The organism is Isoptericola sp. NPDC057191 (genome assembly GCF_042670225.1).
Lineage (GTDB): Bacteria > Actinomycetota > Actinomycetes > Actinomycetales > Cellulomonadaceae > Isoptericola.
In genome coordinates this window covers 1-18,798 of sequence record NZ_JBHUWC010000018.1, presented here as the reverse complement: position 1 = coordinate 18,798, position 18,798 = coordinate 1, and the positions used below count along the sequence as shown (strand labels likewise).

Below are 18,798 nucleotides of genomic sequence, written 5' to 3'. Positions count from 1 at the left end.
TCAGCCCGCCGCCGCGGGGACGACGCGCGGGTGCACGTCCTCGGCCGGCGGCGCCCACGACCCGGCGTGGGCGTCCACCTGCTCGCCCGAGCGGATGTCCTTGACCTGGCCCGCCAGCGCGTCGGCGACCGGCTCGCCCTCCGCCCCCGGTCCGGCCGGGAACCAGACGAACGGGATGCCGCGACGGTCGGCGAACTTGATCTGCTTGCCGAACTTCGCCGCGGTGGGGGCGACGTCCGCCGGGATGCCGCGGGCACGCAGCGCCGTCGCCACGGCGTCGGACTGCGAGCGGTGCTCCTCGTCGCTCACCGCGACCAGCACCGCCGTCGGGACGCCGCGCGTCGCCGCGACCAGGCCCGCCGACAGCAGGCGCGAGACGAGGCGCGAGACGCCGATGGACAGGCCGACGCCCGGATAGGTGTTCTTGCCGTCCGAGGCGAGGGTGTCGTAGCGGCCGCCCGAGCAGATCGAACCGAGCTGCTCGTGGCCGACCAGGACGGTCTCGTAGACGGAACCCGTGTAGTAGTCCAGGCCGCGCGCGATCTTGAGGTCCGCCACGACGACGCCCGGCGCCCGGCGGGCGGCCGCCTCGATCAGGGCCGCGAGCTCGCCCAGCCCGGTCTCCAGCAGCTCGGTGCCCGCGCCGTAGGAGGCCGCGAGCGCCCGGACGCGCTCGACCACCCCGACGTCCTCGCCCGCGATCGCGGCGAGCTCGAGGCACGCCTTCGCCTGCTCGGGGGTGGCCCCCTGCTCGGCCTGCAGGAGCTCGGCGACGGACTCCGGGCCGACCTTGTCGAGCTTGTCGACCTGGCGCAGCACGCCCTCGACGTCCTCGAGGCCCAGGCCGCGGTAGAAGCCCTCGGCGACCTTGCGGTTGTTCACCAGGATGCGGACCTCGGGGACGCCGACGTCGCGCAGCGCGCCGAGGGCCTCGGCCATGACCAGCGGCAGCTCGACCTCGTAGTGGTACGGCAGCTCGCCGGCACCGACGACGTCGATGTCGGCCTGGACGAACTCGCGGAAGCGCCCGTCCTGGGGGCGCTCGCCGCGCCACACCTTCTGGATCTGGTAGCGCTTGAAGGGGAACGCGAGGCGGCCTGCGTTCTCGAGCACGTAGCGCGCGAACGGGACCGTGAGGTCGAAGTGCAGGCCGAGCTGCTTCTCGGAGCGGTCCGCGACCCCCTCGGCGCCGGCCTCGTCCTGCAGCCGCCGCAGCACGTAGACCTCCTTCGAGGTCTCTCCCTTGCGCAGCAGCTGGTCGAGGGGCTCCACCGCGCGGGTCTCGATGCCGGCGAACCCGTGCAGCTCGAAGGTGCGGCGCAGGGTGTCGAGCACGTGCTGCTCCACGACGCGACCGTCGGGGAGCCATTCGGGGAAGCCGGAGAGGGGGGTGGGGCGTGCCATGGTGCACATCTTCCCAGACGGCGAGGTCCCCTGGTGCGGCCGTCCGCAGGCCACGGACGCCGTCGAGCGCGTCAGCGCAGGTACGGGTTGGTCGCCAGCTCGTGGCCGACCGTCGTCGTGGGACCGTGGCCGGGCACGACGTCGAGCGCGGGGTCGAGGCGTCCGACGACGTCGCGCAGCGTGCGCGCCATGATCGCGGGATCGCCGCCGGGCAGGTCGGTGCGGCCCACCCCGCCCGGGAACAGCACGTCGCCCGCGAGGACGACGCCGGGGGCCACGAACAACGTCGAGCCCTCGGTGTGCCCCGGCGCGTGCAGCGCCCGCAGGCGGACCCCGCCCGCCACGACGTCGACGTCCGAGCCGTCGAACGGCTCCACCGCCGCCGGCACCCGGTAGTCGTCGGCCTGCCTCCCGGTGCCGGCGAGCGCCTGCGCGAGCGCGCCGCTCACGCCGGGATCGGAGCCGTCGACGCCGAGCGTGCCGAACGGGTCGGTGAGCCGGTACGCGTCGGCCGAGTGCAGGCGTAGCGGCACGTCGTAGCGCGCGCACAGCGCTGCGGCGTCCCAGGTGTGGTCCACGTGACCGTGGGTGGCGAGGACGGCGCGCGGCGTCAGCCCGCGCTCGGTGACCAGCCGCTCGACCTCCGGTGCGGTGCCGGCCCCGGCGTCGACGACCACGCAGTCGGCGTCGCGGCCGGTGGTGCCGGCGACCACCACGCAGCAGTTGGTCGCGAAGACCGGGGCGACGACGAGAAGGATCCGCACGGCGCCCACGCTAGCGGGCACCCGACGACCGCCGTCGGCCCTGCGGGTGTGACCTGCGTCCCGGCCTCTAGACTGTCCCCCGCGCGCGGAAGTTCCCGTGCGGCGACGGGACGACCGAGGAGGTTCCCCAGGGTGGCGGCCACCAAGCGCGAGCGGGAGTACGCCCGCAAGCGGCAGGAGAAGTGGGAGCAGCGGCAGGTGCAGGCACGCGCCCGCCGGCAGCGGACGTTCGCGATCGTGGCGATCGTGGCCGTCCTCGCGCTGGTCGGCGGCGGCTTCGTCGTCGCGAACCTCGGCAGTGCGGCCGGCCCCGCGGCCTCCCCCACGCCGCAGGCGGCAGGCGACTGCCCCGCCGCGTCGACCGACGCCCGCTCGGGCGGCGACCTGCCGGCCGCCGAGGACCGCACGTGGACCGCGACGCTCGACCTGTGCGCGAACGGCACCGAGTCGCCGGTCGCCCTCGAGCTGGACGGCGCCGCCGCACCGCAGGCCGTCGCGAGCTTCGTGTCCCTGGCGAAGCGCGGGTACTACGACGACACCCCGTGCCACCGGCTCACCACCGCGGGCATCTACGTGCTGCAGTGCGGCGACCCCACGGGGACCGGTACGGGCGGCCCCGGCTACTCGTACGGCCCCATCGAGAACGCGCCGGCGGACAACGTGTACCCCGCCGGGACCGTGGCCATGGCGCGCAGCGGCGGCGACGGCGAGTCGATGGGCTCGCAGTTCTTCGTCGTGTACAAGGATTCGACCATCCCGTCCGACACCGCGGGCGGGTACACGGTGCTCGGCACCGTCACGTCCGGCCTGGACGCCGTCCAGGCAGTCGCTGACGCGGGTGAGACGAACGGGACCGGCGACGGCCCGCCCGTGCACCCCGTCATCATCGAAGGAGTGGAGACCCAGTGAGCGAGAGCACCCCCGGCTCGACCGGCCCCGAGGACACCCCGGCCGGCACCGAGGAGACGGCCGAGACTCCATCGCAGACGACCCCGGACGAGGCGACCCCGCCGACGCCGGCCGCCGACGAGCAGCCCGCCGAGGCGCAGACGGCCGAGGCAGAGGTCGCGGAGGCCACAGAGGCCGAGACCGCCGCACCGGACCCCGAGGCCTCGGACGCGACGCCCGAGGCCCCCGTCTCGGCGCCCGCTCCCGAGCCCGCGACCGAGCCGGCTCCCAGCCCGGAGACCACCGGGTCGGCGCCCGAGGCCTCCGCCCCGGCCTCCGCCCCGGCCGCGGCTGCTGACGCGGCTGCGGACGCGCCGTCGGCGCCGAAGCCCTCGGCCGTGCCGAAGCCGTCCCGGCTCGCGGGCGCTCCGAAGCCGTCCGCGCTGCGCCGGCCCGGCGCCCCGACGCCCGCGAACGTCCCGGCGGCCGAGGCGACCACGCCCGCGGCGCCCGTCGCGCCGCCCGCGCACGACGCCGCCCAGGCGGCTGCGGCCGAGGCGTTCGGCCGTGTGGACGAGGACGGCACCGTCTACGTGCGGGAGGCCGCCGGCGAGCGTCAGGTCGGGCAGTTCCCCGGCGTGGGCGCCTCCGAGGCCATGAGCCTGTACGTGCGCCGGTACCTCGACCTCGACGCCAAGGTCGCGCTGTTCGAGACGCGCCTGGACAGCGCCGACCTGTCGGTGCGCGAGATCGACCAGACCCTCGCGAAGCTGGCCGAGGAGACCGGCGAGCCTGCCGCCGTCGGCGACCTGGACGCCCTGCGCGCCCGCGTCGAGGGCCTCAAGGGCCGTGCGGCGGAGCGTCGTGCCGCGCTCGAGCAGGAGCGTGCGGCCGCGAAGGCGGAGGCGGTCGCGGCACGGACCACGATCGTCGAGTCGGCCGAGAAGATCGCCGGCACCGACCCCGCGAAGATGCAGTGGCGTCCCGCGGGCGAAGAGCTGCGCGCGCTCCTGGACCAGTGGAAGGACGCGCAGCGCAACGGCCCGCGCATCGACCGTCCGACCGAAGAGGCCCTCTGGAAGCGGTTCAGCCACGCCCGCACGGCGTTCGACCGCGAGCGGCGGCACTTCTTCGCCGACCTCGAGCAGCGCAACAGCACGGCCAAGGCCGAGAAGGAGAAGCTCGTCGCCGAGGCGGAGGCCCTGCAGAGCCACACCGACTGGGGCGCCACCGCGGCGGCCTACCGCGACCTCATGACGCGCTGGAAGGCCGCCGGCCGCGCCAGCCGCAAGGACGACGACGCCCTGTGGGCCCGGTTCCGGGCCGCGCAGGACGCCTTCTTCGGCGCCCGCGACGCGGAGAACGCGGCGATCGACGCCGAGTACGCGCAGAACCTCCAGGTCAAGGAGGCGCTGCTCGTCGAGGCGGAGGCGCTGCTGCCGGTGTCCGACCTGGCTGCGGCCAAGGCGGCGCTGCGAGACCTGCAGGAGCGCTGGGAGGACGCCGGCAAGGTTCCTCGCGGTGACGTGCAGCGCGTCGAGGGGCGGATGCGGGCCGTGGAGACCGCGGTCCGCAACGCCGAGCAGGCACGCTGGGACCGCACCAACCCCGAGACCCGTGCCCGGGCCGAAGGCGCGGCGGCGCAGCTCGAGGCTGCGATCGAGGGGCTCGAGCGTGACCTCGCGAAGGCGCGCGAGTCCGGCGACGCCCGCCGGATCGAGGACGCCGAGGCAGCCCTCGCCGCGCGCCGGGCATGGCTCGAGCAGGTGGTCCGCGCGGCCGAGGAGACCCGCGGCTGACGCTGCGCGCCGCGGCCGTCCACAGGCCGCCCGCGACGGGGCCCGCGACCGGATACCTTCCGGTCGTGGGCCCCTTCGCCGTCCTGTCCCCTGTCCCCCGCTCGGCCACCGCGTCCGCGCCTCCCTCGGGCCCGGGCACCAGACGCGACGCCAGACGACCGGACGGCACCCGCCGCCTGGGATCCCTGCTCGCACCGCCCGGCCGTGCCGCACGGTCCCTGGTGCGTCCGCACGACGTCGGTGGGCGCGCGGCGTGGGACGTCCTGGTGCGCGACGGCGCCCTAGAGGTGCTCCGCGGTGACGCCGCCGTACCGGCGGGGACGCCGGTGACGCCGTCCCTGCGGGCGGCCGTGCTGGCGGCCGAGCTGCCGACCGGCGGCGTGCTCGCCGGTCGCAGCGCGGCCTGGGTGCACGCCGGGCGCCCCCTGGCGGCGCAGGCGGCGGGATGTCTTGACGTCACGTACCCCGCAGGCGGCCACCGACCCGAGATCTGGGGCGCCGGTCTCGTGTGGCAGGCCCCGCTGCTGCGCGGCGACACCGTCGACCTGCGCGTCGACCTGCGCGTCGACCTGGGTCTCGACCCGGGGGTCGACCCGGGAGTCGTGCCGGGTCCTGAGCCGGGCCGCGCGTGCGTGACGGCCCCGCTCCGGACGGTGGTGGACATCGCCCTCCATGTCCCTGGTGACGAGGCGGCCGCCGACCTGGCGCGCACGCTCGCCGCGGCGTGCGGGCTCGACCTGCACGACGCCGCCCGGCTGCTGGAGCGGCGGGCCCGTGTCGTCGGGCGGCCCCGGGCCCGGCGGGTGCTCGCCCGCGCCCGGTCGGGCGGGCACACGGTCGGCCCCGACCCGTCCCTCCGTGCGCCGGCCGCCCCGCTGGCCTAGGTTGAGGCGCATGGCCTCCGCCGCACCCGCCGTCGAGCTCGACGCCGCCGGACGCGCCGTGCGCGTCTCCAGCCCCGACCGCGTCGTCTTCCCCGAGCTGCCGGACCGTCCCGGGATCACGAAGCGCGAGCTCGTCGAGTACTTCTTGTCCGTCGGCGACGGCATCCTGGGTGCCCTGCTGCACCGACCCACGACGTTGGAGCGCTGGCCCAAGGGGTGGTGGCCCGAGGCGGTGATGGCCACGCGGGCCGACAACCGCGGCGACGCCTTCTACCAGAAGCGCCTCCCGCAGGGGGCGCCGGACTGGGTGGAGACGGCCACGATCGCCTTCCCGAGCGGGCGGACGGCGGACGAGGTGGCCCCGACGGAGCTCGCCGTCGTCGCCTGGGCGGCGAACCTCGGCACCCTCACCTTCCATCCGTGGCCGGTGCGCCGGGAGGACGTCGAGGCGGTCGACCAGCTGCGCATCGACCTCGACCCCCAGCCGGGGACCTCGTTCGAGGACGCCGCCGCCGTGGCCCCGCACCTGCGCGACCTCCTCGGCGAGCTCGGGCTCACCGGGTACCCGAAGACGTCGGGAGGACGCGGGTTGCACGTCTTCGTGCCGCTGGAACCGCGCTGGTCGTTCCAGCAGGCGCGACGCGCCACGATCGCCGTCGGTCGCGAGCTGGAGCGCCGCATGCCCGACCAGGTCACCACGAAGTGGTGGAAGGAGGAGCGCGGCGTCAAGATCTTCGTCGACTACAACCAGATGGCCCGCGACCGGACCATCGCGTCGGCGTACTCGGTGCGCGCGAACAAGCGCGCCACCGTCTCGACGCCTCTGGAGTGGGACGAGGTCGGCCAGGTCCACCCGGACGACTTCGACGTGACGACCGTGCCCGCACGCTTCGCCGAGCGAGGTGACCTCTTCGCCGCCCTGCGCGCCGACCGTGACCCGGCGCTGGACTGCTCGCTCGACGCCGCGCTCGATCTGGCACGCCGCGACGAGGAGGAGCACGGCCTCGGCGACCTGCCCTATCCCCCGGAGTACCCGAAGATGCCGGGCGAGCCGAAGCGGGTGCAGCCGAGCCGGGACACCGACCGCAAGCGCGCCTGAGCGGGCGCAGCCGTCACGGGCGCGTGTAGCTGAGGAAGACCGAGCCGTCGCCGAGCGGTCGGCAGTCGGCGCGGACGAGGGACGTCTGCATGCCGCCCGGCAGCAGGCTCAGACCGGAACCGGCGACGTACGGGACCACCCGCACGGTCAGCTCGTCGACCAGGCCTGCTCGCAGCGCCCCGGCCGCCGTCGTCGGCCCGGAGATCTCCACGACGCCGTCGGTGGCCGCCACGATCTGTGCGAGCCGCTCGGGGGTCAGGCGTGGTTCGAGCGTCGTGCGCGGCGCGTCGACGGTGCCCAGGCTGTCGGAGCAGACGATCTTGTCGATGCCCCGCCAGATCTCGGCGAACTCGTCCTCCGCCTCGCCCTGGCCGGGCGGCCACGTGTCCCACACGCGCATCGTCTCGAACATGTTCCGCCCCACGACGAACGTCCGCACGTCCCGCACCTGGTCGTTGATGAACGCGTGCACCTCCTCGTCGGGTGCGCCCCAGTCGAACCGGCCGTCGCCGTCGGCGACGTAGCCGTCCAGCGAGCAGCTCATCAGCCCGTACCTCAGAGTCCCCATGTCTGCCTCCCGGTGTCTCGCGGTCGTTACCGTCTCTCAGACGCCGTTGACCGCCGCGACTCATCGGCGCGGTCGGTGCGCCGTCACGTCCTGGGGCGAGCGGTGCCGGGGGCACCCGGCAGGAGGCTCGCCAGGTCGTAGCCGACCGGCTCCTCCAGCTGGGCGTACGTGCAGGAGGTGGGCTCGCGGTCGGGCCGCCAGCGCTTGAACTGCGCGGTGTGGCGGAACCGGCTGCCTTCCATGTGGTCGTACCCGACCTCCAGCACGCGTTCCACGCGCAGCGGGGTGAAGGAGAGGTCCTTGCCGGCGCTCCACCGTGACTGCGCGCCGGGGCGTCGCTCCCCCGCGCTGCCGTCGGCGACCGCCGGGTCCTGCCAGTCGGCCCACGGGTGCTGGGCGGCGGCCTCGCTGCCGGGCTCGACGACGAGGGGCGCGAGCTCGGCGTGCAGCGCGGCACGGCGCGCCGCGGGGAACGACGCGGCGACGCCGATGAACTGGAGGCTCTCGGGGTCCCCCTCCTCGCCGTAGAGACCCAGCAGCAGCGAACCGATCAGGGGCTTCTCGGCGGTCGACGTCTTGTGCAGCCGGTAGCCCGCCAGGACGACGTCGGCCGTGCGGGCGTGCTTGATCTTCAGCAGAGCACGCTTGTTCGGCTGGTACGGCTCGTCGAGCCGTTTCGCGACGACGCCGTCCAGCCCGGCACCCTCGAACGTCGCGAACCAGTCGCGTGCGACGGCGGCGTCCTGCGTGCGGGGCGTGGCGTGCACCTGGGGGCCGTCGAGGCCGAGACCGTCCAGGACCGCGAGCCGTTCGCGCAGCGGCCGGCCGCTCAGGTCCTCGTCGTCCAGGGCGAGGACGTCGAAGACGACGAGGCTCGCCGGGGTCTCGGTGGCGAGGAGCCGCACCCGCGACTCGGCCGGGTGGATGCGCTGGCCGAGGGCGTCGAAGTCGAGGTGCGCGGCGGTCCCGTCGGTGCCGTCCCCCGGCCGGGCGACGACGATCTCACCGTCGACCACGCACCGCTCCGGCAGTGCTGCGCGCACGGCCTCCACGACGTCCGGGAAGTAGCGCTGCATCGGGCGGGCGTTGCGGGAGTCGATCCGCACGTCGTCGCCGTCGCGGAACACGAGGGCGCGGAAGCCGTCCCACTTCGGCTCGTAGACCCATCCGGCGCCGTCCTCGGTCTGGTCCGGCACGTCCGGCACCGACTTGGCGAGCATGGGCAGCACCGGCGGCTCGAGCGGCAGCGTCATGCCCCGACGTTACCGCCGACACCGCAAGAAGGCTGGTGATCGGCAACTCGCGGGAAGCACCCTGCGCTAGACGCACTCGACCCCTGCAGTGATCACAGGTTCGCCAAGACCGCGAGCACGATGCAGCACGCAGACGATCCCACCAGCAGAGCGACACCCGCCACTTTCACGCGTCGCTGCCAGCGCCGAAACGGCGTGCTCTGGATGCGAGACGCGAGCACGATCTCTTCATGCACCCCGTCGCCCGGGGTAAAAGGCGGTCTCATCGATCCTCCGTCACGACATCAGGCAGGCGCTATCGGGCTTGACTGAGAGGTGCTCGACGGAGGTCATCCGACAGTCAGTCACCCGAACACGAGCAACTCTGCCAGACGGCGGGCGCGTACCTAGGAGGAATGTCGGCACGTATTTCAGTGTCGAATTGCAGCAGCAAAGAGGTCGATATCACCAGTCACCGAACGACCCGCGACCGCTGTCGCGCTCAGCTGTTCGCCGAATCCTGCGCCTGATGCACCTCGGCCGCCTTCGTCCCCGTGATGCGGTAGACGTCGAACACGCCGTCCACCTTGCGCACCGCGGTGAGCACCTGCTGGAGGTGCCCGGGCTCGGCCATCTCGAAGACGAACTTCGACAGCGCGATCCGGTCGGTCGAGGTGGTGACGGTGGCCGACAGGATGTTGACGTGGTAGTCCGACAGCACCTTCGTGACGTCGGAGAGCAGCCGGGAGCGATCGAGCGCCTCGACCTGGATCTGCACCAGGAACATCGTGTTGGCGCCGGTCGTCCAGCTCACGTCGACCATGCGCTCCGGCTGGGCCTTCGTCAGCTGCTCGGCGTTGGCGCAGTCCGCACGGTGCACGCTCACGCCCGCGCCGCGGGTCACGAAGCCGACGATGGCGTCCCCCGGCACCGGGGTGCAGCACTTGGCCAGCTTCACCCAGATGTCGTCGACGCCCTTGACCACCACGCCGGGGTCGCCCGTCCGGCCGCGCCGTGTGGGCCGCCCGGGGCGCGCGACCTCGGCCGCGTCCTCCTCGGTACCCTCCTCGCCGCCCAAGGACTTGACCAGCATGTCCACGACGTGCGGCGCCGAGGCGTGCCCCTCACCGACGGCCGCGTACAGGGCGGACACGTCGGCGTAGCGCATGTCGTTCGCCAGACCCACGAGCGCCTCGTGGCTGAGGAGACGCTGGATCGGCAGGTTCTGCTTGCGCATCGCCTTCGTGATGGCGTCCTTGCCCTGCTCGATCGCCTCCTCGCGCCGCTCCTTGGTGAACCACTGGCGGATCTTGTTGCGGGCGCGCGCCGACTTCACGAAGGCGAGCCAGTCGCGCGACGGCCCGGCGGACTCCGCCTTGGAGGTGAGGATGTCGACCGTGTCGCCGTTCTGCAGCGTCGAGTCGAGCGGGACGAGCCGGCCGTTGACACGCGCGCCCATCGTGCGGTGCCCGACCTCGGTGTGCACCGAGTAGGCGAAGTCGACGGGCGTGGCGTCGGCGGGCAACGCCATCACCTCGCCCTTCGGCGTGAAGACGTACACCTCCGCGCCACCGATCTCGTAGCGCAAGGAGTCGAGGAACTCGCTCGGGTCCGCGGTCTCGCGCTGCCAGTCCACGAGCTGGCGCAGCCACGCCATGTCGTTGGCGCGCGGGTCGTCGGTCGCGCCGGTCTTGACCCCGGCCGCCATCTGCTTGTACTTCCAGTGCGCCGCGACGCCGTACTCCGCGCGGCGGTGCATGTCGTGCGTGCGGATCTGGATCTCGACCGGCTTGCCGCCCGGGCCCACGACCGTCGTGTGCAGCGACTGGTACAGGTTGAACTTCGGCATCGCGATGTAGTCCTTGAAGCGGCCCGGGACCGGGTTCCAGCGCGCGTGGAGCGCGCCGAGCACCGCGTAGCAGTCCCGCACCGTGTCCACGAGGACGCGCGTGCCGACGAGGTCGTAGATCTCCGCGAAGTCGTGCCCGCGCACGATCATCTTCTGGTAGATCGAGTAGTAGTGCTTGGGCCGCCCCGTGACGGTGGCCTTGATCTTCGCGCTGCGCAGGTCGGCGGAGATCTGCTCGCGCACGACCGACAGGTACTCCTCGCGAGCGGGGGCGCGCTCGGCCACCAGGTGCACGATCTCGTCGTACACCTTCGGGTAGAGGGTCTGGAAGGACAGGTCCTCCAGCTCCCACTTGATGGTGTTCATGCCCAGCCGGTGGGCCAGGGGCGCGTAGATCTCCAGCGTCTCGCGCGCCTTGCGCTGTGCCGACGAGCCGGAGACGTACTTCCACGTCCGGGCGTTGTGCAGCCGGTCGGCGAGCTTGATGACCAGCACGCGGATGTCCTTGGCCATCGCCACGACCATCTTGCGCACGGTCTCGGCCTGGGCGGCGTCGCCGTACTTCACCTTGTCCAGCTTGGTGACGCCGTCGACGAGCATGGCGATCTCCTCGCCGTACTCGCGTGTCAGCTCGTCGAGACCGTAGTCGGTGTCCTCGACCGTGTCGTGCAGCAGCGCGGCCGCGAGGGTCGCGCCGTCGAAACCGAGCTCGGCGAGGATCGTCGCCACGGCGACCGGGTGCGTGATGTACGGGTCGCCAGACTTGCGCTCCTGGCCCCGGTGACACCGCTCAGCCGTCGCGTAGGCACGCTCCAGCACGGACAGGTCCGACTTCGGGTGGTTGGTCCGCACGGCCTGGAGCACCGGCTCCAGGGCGGGCGTGGTGGGCGGGGCACCGCGTACGCCGAGCCGCACCAGGCGGTTGCGCACGCGCAGCCCCGAGCCCGCGCCGCGGTTCGAGGAGGCGCCGCTCTGCGACGCCGACCCCTGTGGCGCGGCAGCGGCGCGCGCGACCTTCGTCTCGTCGCTCATCTGCGCCTCCTTCCGCAACCACCGCGGGGTTACCGACGGCCGGGACGGCAAGTCTACGACTCCACGCGCAGCAGAGCCTCGACCGTCCGGCCCGGCAGCCGGTCGCGTCCTCCCAGGCCGGCGAGCTCGAGCAGGAACGCGAGGGCGACCACCTGACCGCCCGAGCGCTCCACCAGCTCGGCGGCCGCGCGCGCCGTGCCGCCGGTGGCGAGCACGTCGTCGACGAGAAGAACACGCGCACCCGTCTCGAGTGTTCCCGTGCGCAGCTCGATGGACGCCGAGCCGTACTCGAGCTCGTACGACACGCGCTCCACCGGCGGCGGCAGCTTGCCCGCCTTGCGCAGCGGCAGGAAGCCCACGCCGAGACGTGTCGCGAGCGGCGCCCCCAGCAGGAAGCCACGCGCCTCCATGCCCGCGACGACGTCGACGCCGCCGTCCGCGTCGACCAGGTGCGCGAACGCCTCCACGACGTCCGCCAGCGCCCGGCCGTCCGCGAGCAACGGGGTGATGTCCCGGAACACCACGGGCGGGTGCGGGTAGTCGGGCACGTCCCGGATCAGCGCGCGGATCTCCGCGGCGCGTCCCGAGCCCAGCCCCCGCAGCCCGTCGAGCACGATGTCGTCGGGCCGGCCTGCGCCGGTCGCGGAATCCGTCATCCTGGCCTTCCCCCGCCTCAGCGCGCGCGCTTGCGGCGCGGCTGGGCCTGGTTGCCCTGGTGCTGCCCCGGCACGAGCTGGGCCGAGCCGGTCGTGTAGGCATCGACCTCGGCCTCGTGGCCGCCCTCGGCGACCAGGCCGGCTCGGGCCTCGAGCACCGCCTTCGTGTGCGCGGCGATGCGCGGCTCGCGCTCACGCAGCGCGACGTCGAGCGGGGTGGCGAGGAACAGCGACGACGCCGCGCCGACGGCGATGCCGACGAACAGGGACAGCGACAGGTCGCGCAGCGTGCCCGCACCCAGCAGGAACGCGCCGACGAACAGGATGCTCGCCACGGGCAGCAGGGCCACGACGGACGTGTTGATCGACCGGACCAGCGTCTGGTTGACCGCAAGGTTCGCGCGCTCGGCGTAGGTGCTCCGGGTCTGCGTGAGCACGTCGGCCGTGTTCTCGCGGACCTTGTCGAAGACGACCATCTTGTCGTACAGCGAGAAGCCGAGGATCGTCAGGAAGCCGATGATCGTGGACGGCGTGACCTCCCAGCCGATCGCCGCGTAGACGCCGGCCGAGATGAGCAGGTCGCCGAGCATCGCCACGATCGCCGCCACGGACATCCGCCAGGCGCGGAAGTACACGGCCATGAACAGGGCGGCCGCCAGGACGAAGACGACCGTGCCCCACAGGGCACGCGTCGAGACGCCCGCCCCCCAGGTCGGGCCGACGAAGGACGTCGTGACCGCCGACTCGTCGACGTCGTAGGCCGACGCGAGATCGGTGACGATCTGCGACTCCTGCTCGGTCGTCACCTCCTCGGTCTGCACGCGGACCGACGAGCCGCCCACGATCGCGACGCGGGGCTCCTCGTCCGGCAGCACCTGGTGCACCACGTCGATCGCGATCTGCTGCTCGGTCGACGAGGCGTCGTTCACCGTGAACTCGGTGCCGCCCCGGAAGTCGATGCCCAGGGTGAGCCCCTTGATGAGGATCACGGCGATCGAGGCGATCGCGAGCACGCCGGCGACCGTGAACCAGCGCGCCCGGCGCTGGACGATCGGGTACGACCGGCGACCCGTGTAGAGGTCGTTGCCCCACTGGGCGAAGTTCATGCCGGCCATCAGCGGCTCTCCTCATTCGTTCCGGACGAGTTCTCGCCGGTCGCCGTGGGCGACGTGCCGTCATCTGGTCCCGCGTCGTCCCCGGGATCCGACTCCTGGGCCGCCGCGCGCCGCTCGGCGGCGCGGCGTTCCGCGATCGTCAGGCGGCGCCCGGAGGCGTCCGTCGCCGGAGCGGCAGCCTGCCGCGCTCCGCTGTGCACGGGCTCCGGCGTGGTGGCCGCCGCAGGCGCCCCCGTCTCCGCCGGGATCGGCGCGTCCGCGGGAGCCTCGGCCGTCGGGACGTCGCCGGCCACGGCCGGCTGCGCCGCGCGGACCTTGCCGGCGCCCACGTACCGCGGGCCGGAGCCCGCGCGCAGCCGCTCGGGCGACAGGCCCGACCAGAGGTGACCGTCCCGGAAGAACGGGATCTTGGTGATGACCTCCATCATCGGGTGCGTGAACCAGAAGACGACCGCGACGTCGATGATCGTCGTCAGACCCAGCGTGAACGCGAAGCCCTGCACGCCGCCGACGGCGAGGAAGTACAGGATGACGGCCGAGATGAGGTTGACGGCCTTCGCCGCGAGCACCGTGCGGCGCGCACGGGACCAGCCGCGCTGGACGGCGTAGGCCAGAGTTCTCCCGTCACGCAGCTCGTCGCGGATGCGTTCGAAGTACACGATGAACGAGTCCGCGGTGAAGCCGATCGCCACGATCAGGCCCGCGACGCCCGCTAGGGAGAGTCGATAACCCATCCCCCACGAGAGCAGCGCGATCGACAGGTAGGTGATCACACCGGCGACGACGAGCGACGCCACCGTGAGCAGTCCCAGCGTCCGGTACTGCAGCAGCGAGTACACGACGACGAGCGCGAGGCCGATGAGGCCCGCGATGAGGCCGTTGCGCAGCTGCTCGGAGCCGAGGGTCGCGGAGATGACCTCCTGGCTCTCCACCGTGTACTGCACCGGCAGGGCGCCGAAGCTGAGCTGGTTGGCGAGGGTCGCCGCGGAGTCGCGCGTGAAACTTCCCGAGATCTGCGCCCGCCCGTCCGTGATCGCGTTGCTCACCGACGGGGCCGAGACGACCAGGCCGTCGAGCACGATCGCGAACTGGTTGCGCGGCTGCTCGAGGCCCGAGAGACGCGTGGTGGTCTCGCGGAACTCCTTGGTGCCCTCGGAGTCGAAGTTGAGGAAGACGCCCCACTCGTTGGTGGTGGTGCCGTTCGGGCCCGGGACCAGACCGGAGCTGGCCGACGAGATGTGGACGCCGTCCACCTCCATCGGGCCGAGGATGTACTTGACCGTGCCGTCCTCGCCACAGGTCACCAGGGGCTTGTCGGGGTCGTCCCCGCCGCCGCCCTTGAGGTTGTCCGGGTCGGTGCAGTCGAGCTTCTCGAACTGCGACTGGATCTCCGGCGTGATCTGCGCGAGGTCGCTCGGGTCGGACGCGGCGGTGTCGCCCTCGGCCGGCGTCGACGACGGCGAGGGGTCCGAAGACGCACCGTCGGCCGCCTTGGCGGTCGCCGTCGCGGTCGGGGTGGCCGTCGGGTCGGTGTCCGCCGCGAGGTCCGCGGGCAGCGTGACCGCCGCACCGGCGCCCTTGCCGCTCGGGGTCGTGTCCGTGCTCTCGTCAGCGGTCGCGTCGTCCTTGGTGGCGTCGTCCTTGGCAGCGTCGTCGGACGTCGCGCCGTCCTTGGCCGCGTCCTCGCTCGGCGAGGCGGACGGCTCCGGCGTCGGCGTCCCGGCGGCGTAGGTCAGCACCGGGCGGAAGCGCATCTGGGCGGGCTGCGAGATCAGGTCGATGGTCTCCTGCGACACCTCGCCGGGGATGCCGACGACGATGTTCTGAGACCCCTGCGCGGTGATCTCCGCCTCGGAGACGCCCGAGGAGTCGATGCGCTGCCGGATGACGTTGATCGACTCGTCGATCGTCTCCGACGTGACCTCGGACCCGTCGGTGGTGTTCGCCGAGAGGATCAGCTGCGTGCCGCCCTGCAGGTCGAGCGCCAGGCCCGGCGCGAAGCTCGCACCGTCCGGGTTGGTGTCGGACTTGGCGTCCCAGAAGACGCCGGCCCCGAGCGCGAGGAACGGCAGGACGATCGTCAGGATCGTGAAGACCACGAGGGTGCGCGCCGGACGCGACCGCTTCGTGCGTGAGTTCGCCAACTTCTGTCTCTTCCCGTCTGCGCGCCGCCGGGAAGCCGGCGCGTGAGGGCGCCGGCCGGGATCACCCCGACCGGCGCGTCGTCAGGCCGCCGGGCGCGAGCGCCCGCCGTCCCATGTCGCTGTTGCTGTCACTTCGTGCTGCCGCCGGCCTCGCCCTCGTCACGACGCTGGCGCTCCCGGTACTCCCGCTGCGCGGTGTCCAGGCTCGACAGGTCGTCGGGGACGTCGATGTGACCGTCGCCGGAGGTGATCGTACCGGTCGCGGCGGAGTCGGTTGTGACGTCGGTCTCGGCCGCCTCGTCGGCGGTCTCCTCGACCGGCGCGTCGACGCGCTTCGCGATCGCGGCACGGAGCCAGCGGGTCTGCATGCCCGGGGTCGACTCGATGGTGACGGTGTCGTTCGCCTCGTCGATCTCCACCACCGTGCCGAAGAGGCCGGACCCGGTCATGACCTCCTGGCCCGGCGCGAGCTGCGACCGGAACTCCTGCTGCGCACGCTGCTGCTTCCGCGACCGCGAGCTCATGAAGAACATGAGGCCGGCGAGGACCACGAAGAGAATGATGATGGAGAAGTCCACGGAGCGTCCTTGTCTGTCGCTGCCCGGCGGTCGCTGCTCGACAGCGGGCGTCGAGGCGCGCCGGTCGGCGCGCCGGGCACAGGTCCAGGTCTGCCCATGAACCTGTGCGTACGGGCCCCAACGAGCACGGCACCCGTCGAGTTCCGGCCCGGACCGTCGGCGGCCGGGCACCACCAGTCTAGGTGCTCTGCTCGCCGCCCCCGGCGGCGTCGTCGAACAGCGTGCCCCCCAGCGGGGCGCCCCACGCCCCGGGCGGGGGCTCGAGGCCGAGGTGCTCCCACGCGGCCGGGGTGGCGACGCGGCCGCGCGGGGTACGACCCAGCAGCCCTTCGCGCACCAGGTAGGGCTCGGCGACGGTCTCGACCGTGTCCGGCTCCTCGCCGACGGTCATCGCCAGGGTGCCCAGGCCGACCGGCCCCCCGCCAAACCTGCGGCACACGGCGTCCAGCACGGCGCGGTCGAGGCGGTCGAGCCCGATCGGGTCGACCTCGTACACCTCGAGGGCGGCTCGCGCGGCCCGCAGGTCCAGGAGGCCGTCGCCGCGCACCTGCGCCCAGTCGCGGACGCGACGCAGCAGCCGGTTCGCGATGCGGGGGGTGCCGCGTGACCGGCCGGCGATCTCGTGCGCGGCCGCGTGCTGCAGGTCGACGCCGAGCAGCCCGGCCGAGCGCAGGATGACACGCTCCAGCTCCGCGGCGTCGTAGAAGTCGAGGTGTCCGGTGAAACCGAACCGGTCGCGCAGCGGCGCGGGCAGCAGGCCGGAGCGCGTGGTGGCTCCCACCACCGTGAACGGCGGCAGCGCGAGCGGGATGGCGCTGGCGCCGGCGCCCTTGCCGACGACGACGTCGACACGGAAGTCCTCCATCGCCACGTACAGCAGCTCCTCCGCAGGGCGCGCGAGGCGGTGGATCTCGTCGATGAAGAGGACCTCACCCTCCTCGAGCGAGGAGAGGACGGCCGCCAGGTCGCCCGCGTGCTGGATCGCCGGGCCGCTGGTGACGCGCAGCGAGGTGCCGAGCTCCGCCGCGATGATCATGGCCAGCGTGGTCTTGCCCAGCCCGGGCGGCCCGGACAGGAGCACGTGGTCGGGGGCGGCTCCGCGCGCCAGGGCCGCCTGGAGCACCAGGGAGAGCTGGTCGCGCACGACGCGCTGACCGACGAACTCGTCGAGCTTCTTGGGCCGCAGGGCCGCCTCGGCCGCCCGCTCGACGTCGTCGGCCGAGGACGTGACGAGGCGCTCTCCGCCGTACTCCGGCTCCGAGGGGTCAGCCACGTCGTCCGCCGAGGGAGCGAAGGGCCGCCCGCAGCGTGGCCGCGACGTCCAGCGGGCCGTCGTCGGCGCGGTCCGCGAGGACGCGCTCGACCGTGTCCTGGGCGACCTTCGCCGCCCAGCCCAGGCCGACCAGCGCGTCGACCACCTGGTCGCGCGCGGGGTCCCCGCTCGCGACGGGCGCCTCGTCCTGGACGACGTCGCCGGGTCCGGCCGCGGCCGGGGCACCGAGCTTGCCCGACAGCTCCAGCACGAGGCGCTGCGCACTCTTCGGTCCGACGCCGGGCACCCGGCGCAGCGCGGCGAGGTCCTCGGTCGCGACGGCGCGCCGCAGGGCGTCGGGGGTGAGCACGGCGAGCATCGCCAGGGCGATGCGCGGGCCGACCCCGGACACCGACTGCGCCGTCTCGAACACCTCGCGCTCGTCCGCCTCCGCGAACCCGAACACGGTCATCGAGTCCTCCCGGACGACGAGCGTGGTGTGCAGCTGCGCGCGCTCCCCCACCCGTAGTCCGGCGAGGGTGCCCGGGGTGGCGTGGACGAGGTACCCGACCCCGCCCACGTCGAGCACGGCCCGCTCCAGCGTCACGTGCGTGACTGTGCCGGTCAGGGAGGCGATCACCGAGGTCCTTCCATCGAGCTGGCCGTGCGTCGAACACCCGTACGAGGCGTCACTGTAACAACCGGGCCCGACACTCCGGGCGGCGACACGGGCAGGACCGCGCGTCCTCCCCGGGCGGGGCCGTAGTCAGCGGGTGGTGCGGGACGGTGCGCCGCGGTGCGAGGTGGTGCGGGCGGTGCGCTCCGCTGCCGCCCAGGCACGCTGCGCGGGGGTGAGCTCGTTCCGCTCGCCACCCTGCAGCGCCCCTGAGGGACGCCAGAGGTGGGTCACGGCGAGGGCGAGGGCGTCCGCGGCGTCGGCCGGGCGGGGCAGCTCCTCCAGGCCGAGGATGCGCGCGATCATCCGCTGCACCTGCTCCTTGCCGGCGCGGCCGGAACCGGTGACGGCAGCCTTGACCTCGCTGGGGGTGTGCATCGCGACGGGCACGCCCCGCTTCGCGGCGGCGACCATCGCGAGCCCGGCCACCTGCGCGGTGCCCATGACGGTGCTGCGGTTGTTCTGGGCGAACACGCGCTCCACGGCCACGACGTCGGGCACCGTCCGCTCGAGCCACTCGTCGAGCCCCTGCGCGATACAGAGCAGGCGCAGGTCCACGCTCAGCTCGGGCTCGCTGCGCACGACCCCGACGTCGACCATCCGGGCCCTGCGTCCCGGCAACGAGTCGACGACGCCGACCCCGCACCGGGTCAGCCCCGGATCCACCCCCAGCACTCGCACGCGGTCACCATCTCACGCACCGCGGACACCCCCGCGCAGGCGCGACGACGGCCCCGCACGGGACACAGATCACGCCCAGCCTTCTCCCACCACGAGGAGGACCCGCCACGAGCGAACGCGGCGGAGCGACGCGGGCGGGTCGGGTGGGACGTGTCGCGAGGCTGGCCGGGCCTGGCG

16 protein-coding genes are annotated in these 18,798 nt (G+C 73.4%); 4 read left to right on the top strand and 12 right to left on the bottom strand.

What is annotated here, in order from left to right:
- Positions 1-1,404, bottom strand: a complete 1,404-nt coding sequence (hisS, locus tag ACFT55_RS04870) for a histidine--tRNA ligase (protein ID WP_380242104.1) — start codon at positions 1,402-1,404, stop codon at positions 1-3.
- 71 nt (positions 1,405-1,475) lie between these two features.
- Positions 1,476-2,168: an MBL fold metallo-hydrolase gene (locus tag ACFT55_RS04865; RefSeq protein WP_380242102.1), complete on the bottom strand. Its 693-nt coding sequence runs from the start codon at positions 2,166-2,168 to the stop codon at positions 1,476-1,478.
- A 132-nt stretch (positions 2,169-2,300) separates the two neighbouring features.
- Here ACFT55_RS04865 and ACFT55_RS04860 point away from each other — a divergent pair, with 132 nt between their 5' ends.
- The 4 genes from ACFT55_RS04860 (at position 2,301) to ligD (ending at position 6,838) form a co-directional block, all read left to right on the top strand.
- A complete protein-coding gene (locus ACFT55_RS04860; RefSeq protein ID WP_380242100.1) occupies positions 2,301-3,077 on the top strand; it encodes a peptidylprolyl isomerase in 777 nt (258 codons plus the stop codon).
- Complete coding sequence (locus ACFT55_RS04855) at positions 3,074-4,855, top strand: DUF349 domain-containing protein (RefSeq protein ID WP_380242098.1); 1,782 nt, start codon at positions 3,074-3,076, stop codon at positions 4,853-4,855. The genes ACFT55_RS04860 and ACFT55_RS04855 overlap by 4 nt, the downstream gene beginning before the upstream one ends.
- A 221-nt stretch (positions 4,856-5,076) precedes the next feature.
- Entirely contained in the window at positions 5,077-5,739 is a 663-nt protein-coding gene (locus ACFT55_RS04850; RefSeq protein WP_380242096.1) for a hypothetical protein, read from the top strand.
- A gap of 10 nt (positions 5,740-5,749) precedes the next feature.
- Complete coding sequence (gene ligD, locus ACFT55_RS04845; RefSeq protein ID WP_380242094.1) at positions 5,750-6,838, top strand: non-homologous end-joining DNA ligase; 1,089 nt, start codon at positions 5,750-5,752, stop codon at positions 6,836-6,838.
- A gap of 13 nt (positions 6,839-6,851) precedes the next feature.
- On the opposite strand, the gene ACFT55_RS04840 is transcribed toward ligD, so the two are convergent.
- From ACFT55_RS04840 to ruvC, 10 genes are all read right to left on the bottom strand, one after another.
- Positions 6,852-7,406, bottom strand: a complete 555-nt coding sequence (locus tag ACFT55_RS04840; protein ID WP_380242092.1) for a dihydrofolate reductase family protein — start codon at positions 7,404-7,406, stop codon at positions 6,852-6,854.
- Positions 7,407-7,489: 83 nt separating this feature from the next.
- Complete coding sequence (locus ACFT55_RS04835) at positions 7,490-8,659, bottom strand: ATP-dependent DNA ligase (RefSeq protein ID WP_380242090.1); 1,170 nt, start codon at positions 8,657-8,659, stop codon at positions 7,490-7,492.
- Between the two features lie 481 nt (positions 8,660-9,140).
- Positions 9,141-11,519, bottom strand: coding sequence for a RelA/SpoT family protein (locus tag ACFT55_RS04830; protein WP_380242087.1), 2,379 nt, complete (start codon positions 11,517-11,519; stop codon positions 9,141-9,143).
- Positions 11,520-11,572: 53 nt separating this feature from the next.
- The gene (locus tag ACFT55_RS04825; RefSeq protein WP_380242085.1) at positions 11,573-12,175 is read right to left on the bottom strand and encodes an adenine phosphoribosyltransferase; all 603 of its coding nucleotides are present in this window, start codon (positions 12,173-12,175) and stop codon (positions 11,573-11,575) included.
- 17 nt (positions 12,176-12,192) lie between these two features.
- A complete protein-coding gene (gene secF, locus ACFT55_RS04820; protein ID WP_380242084.1) occupies positions 12,193-13,290 on the bottom strand; it encodes a protein translocase subunit SecF in 1,098 nt (365 codons plus the stop codon).
- Positions 13,290-15,434: a protein translocase subunit SecD gene (gene secD, locus ACFT55_RS04815; RefSeq protein WP_380242081.1), complete on the bottom strand. Its 2,145-nt coding sequence runs from the start codon at positions 15,432-15,434 to the stop codon at positions 13,290-13,292. The genes secF and secD overlap by 1 nt, the downstream gene beginning before the upstream one ends.
- A gap of 128 nt (positions 15,435-15,562) precedes the next feature.
- On the bottom strand, positions 15,563-16,012 hold the full coding sequence (yajC, locus tag ACFT55_RS04810) for a preprotein translocase subunit YajC (RefSeq protein ID WP_380242079.1): 450 nt from the start codon (positions 16,010-16,012) through the stop codon (positions 15,563-15,565).
- Between the two features lie 178 nt (positions 16,013-16,190).
- Complete coding sequence (gene ruvB, locus ACFT55_RS04805) at positions 16,191-17,285, bottom strand: Holliday junction branch migration DNA helicase RuvB (protein ID WP_380242077.1); 1,095 nt, start codon at positions 17,283-17,285, stop codon at positions 16,191-16,193.
- The gene (gene ruvA / locus ACFT55_RS04800) at positions 17,278-17,904 is read right to left on the bottom strand and encodes a Holliday junction branch migration protein RuvA (RefSeq protein ID WP_380242074.1); all 627 of its coding nucleotides are present in this window, start codon (positions 17,902-17,904) and stop codon (positions 17,278-17,280) included. Before ruvA ends, ruvB begins: the two co-directional genes overlap by 8 nt.
- A 126-nt stretch (positions 17,905-18,030) precedes the next feature.
- Positions 18,031-18,621: a crossover junction endodeoxyribonuclease RuvC gene (ruvC, locus tag ACFT55_RS04795; RefSeq protein ID WP_380242072.1), complete on the bottom strand. Its 591-nt coding sequence runs from the start codon at positions 18,619-18,621 to the stop codon at positions 18,031-18,033.
- Positions 18,622-18,798: the final 177 nt, after the last annotated feature.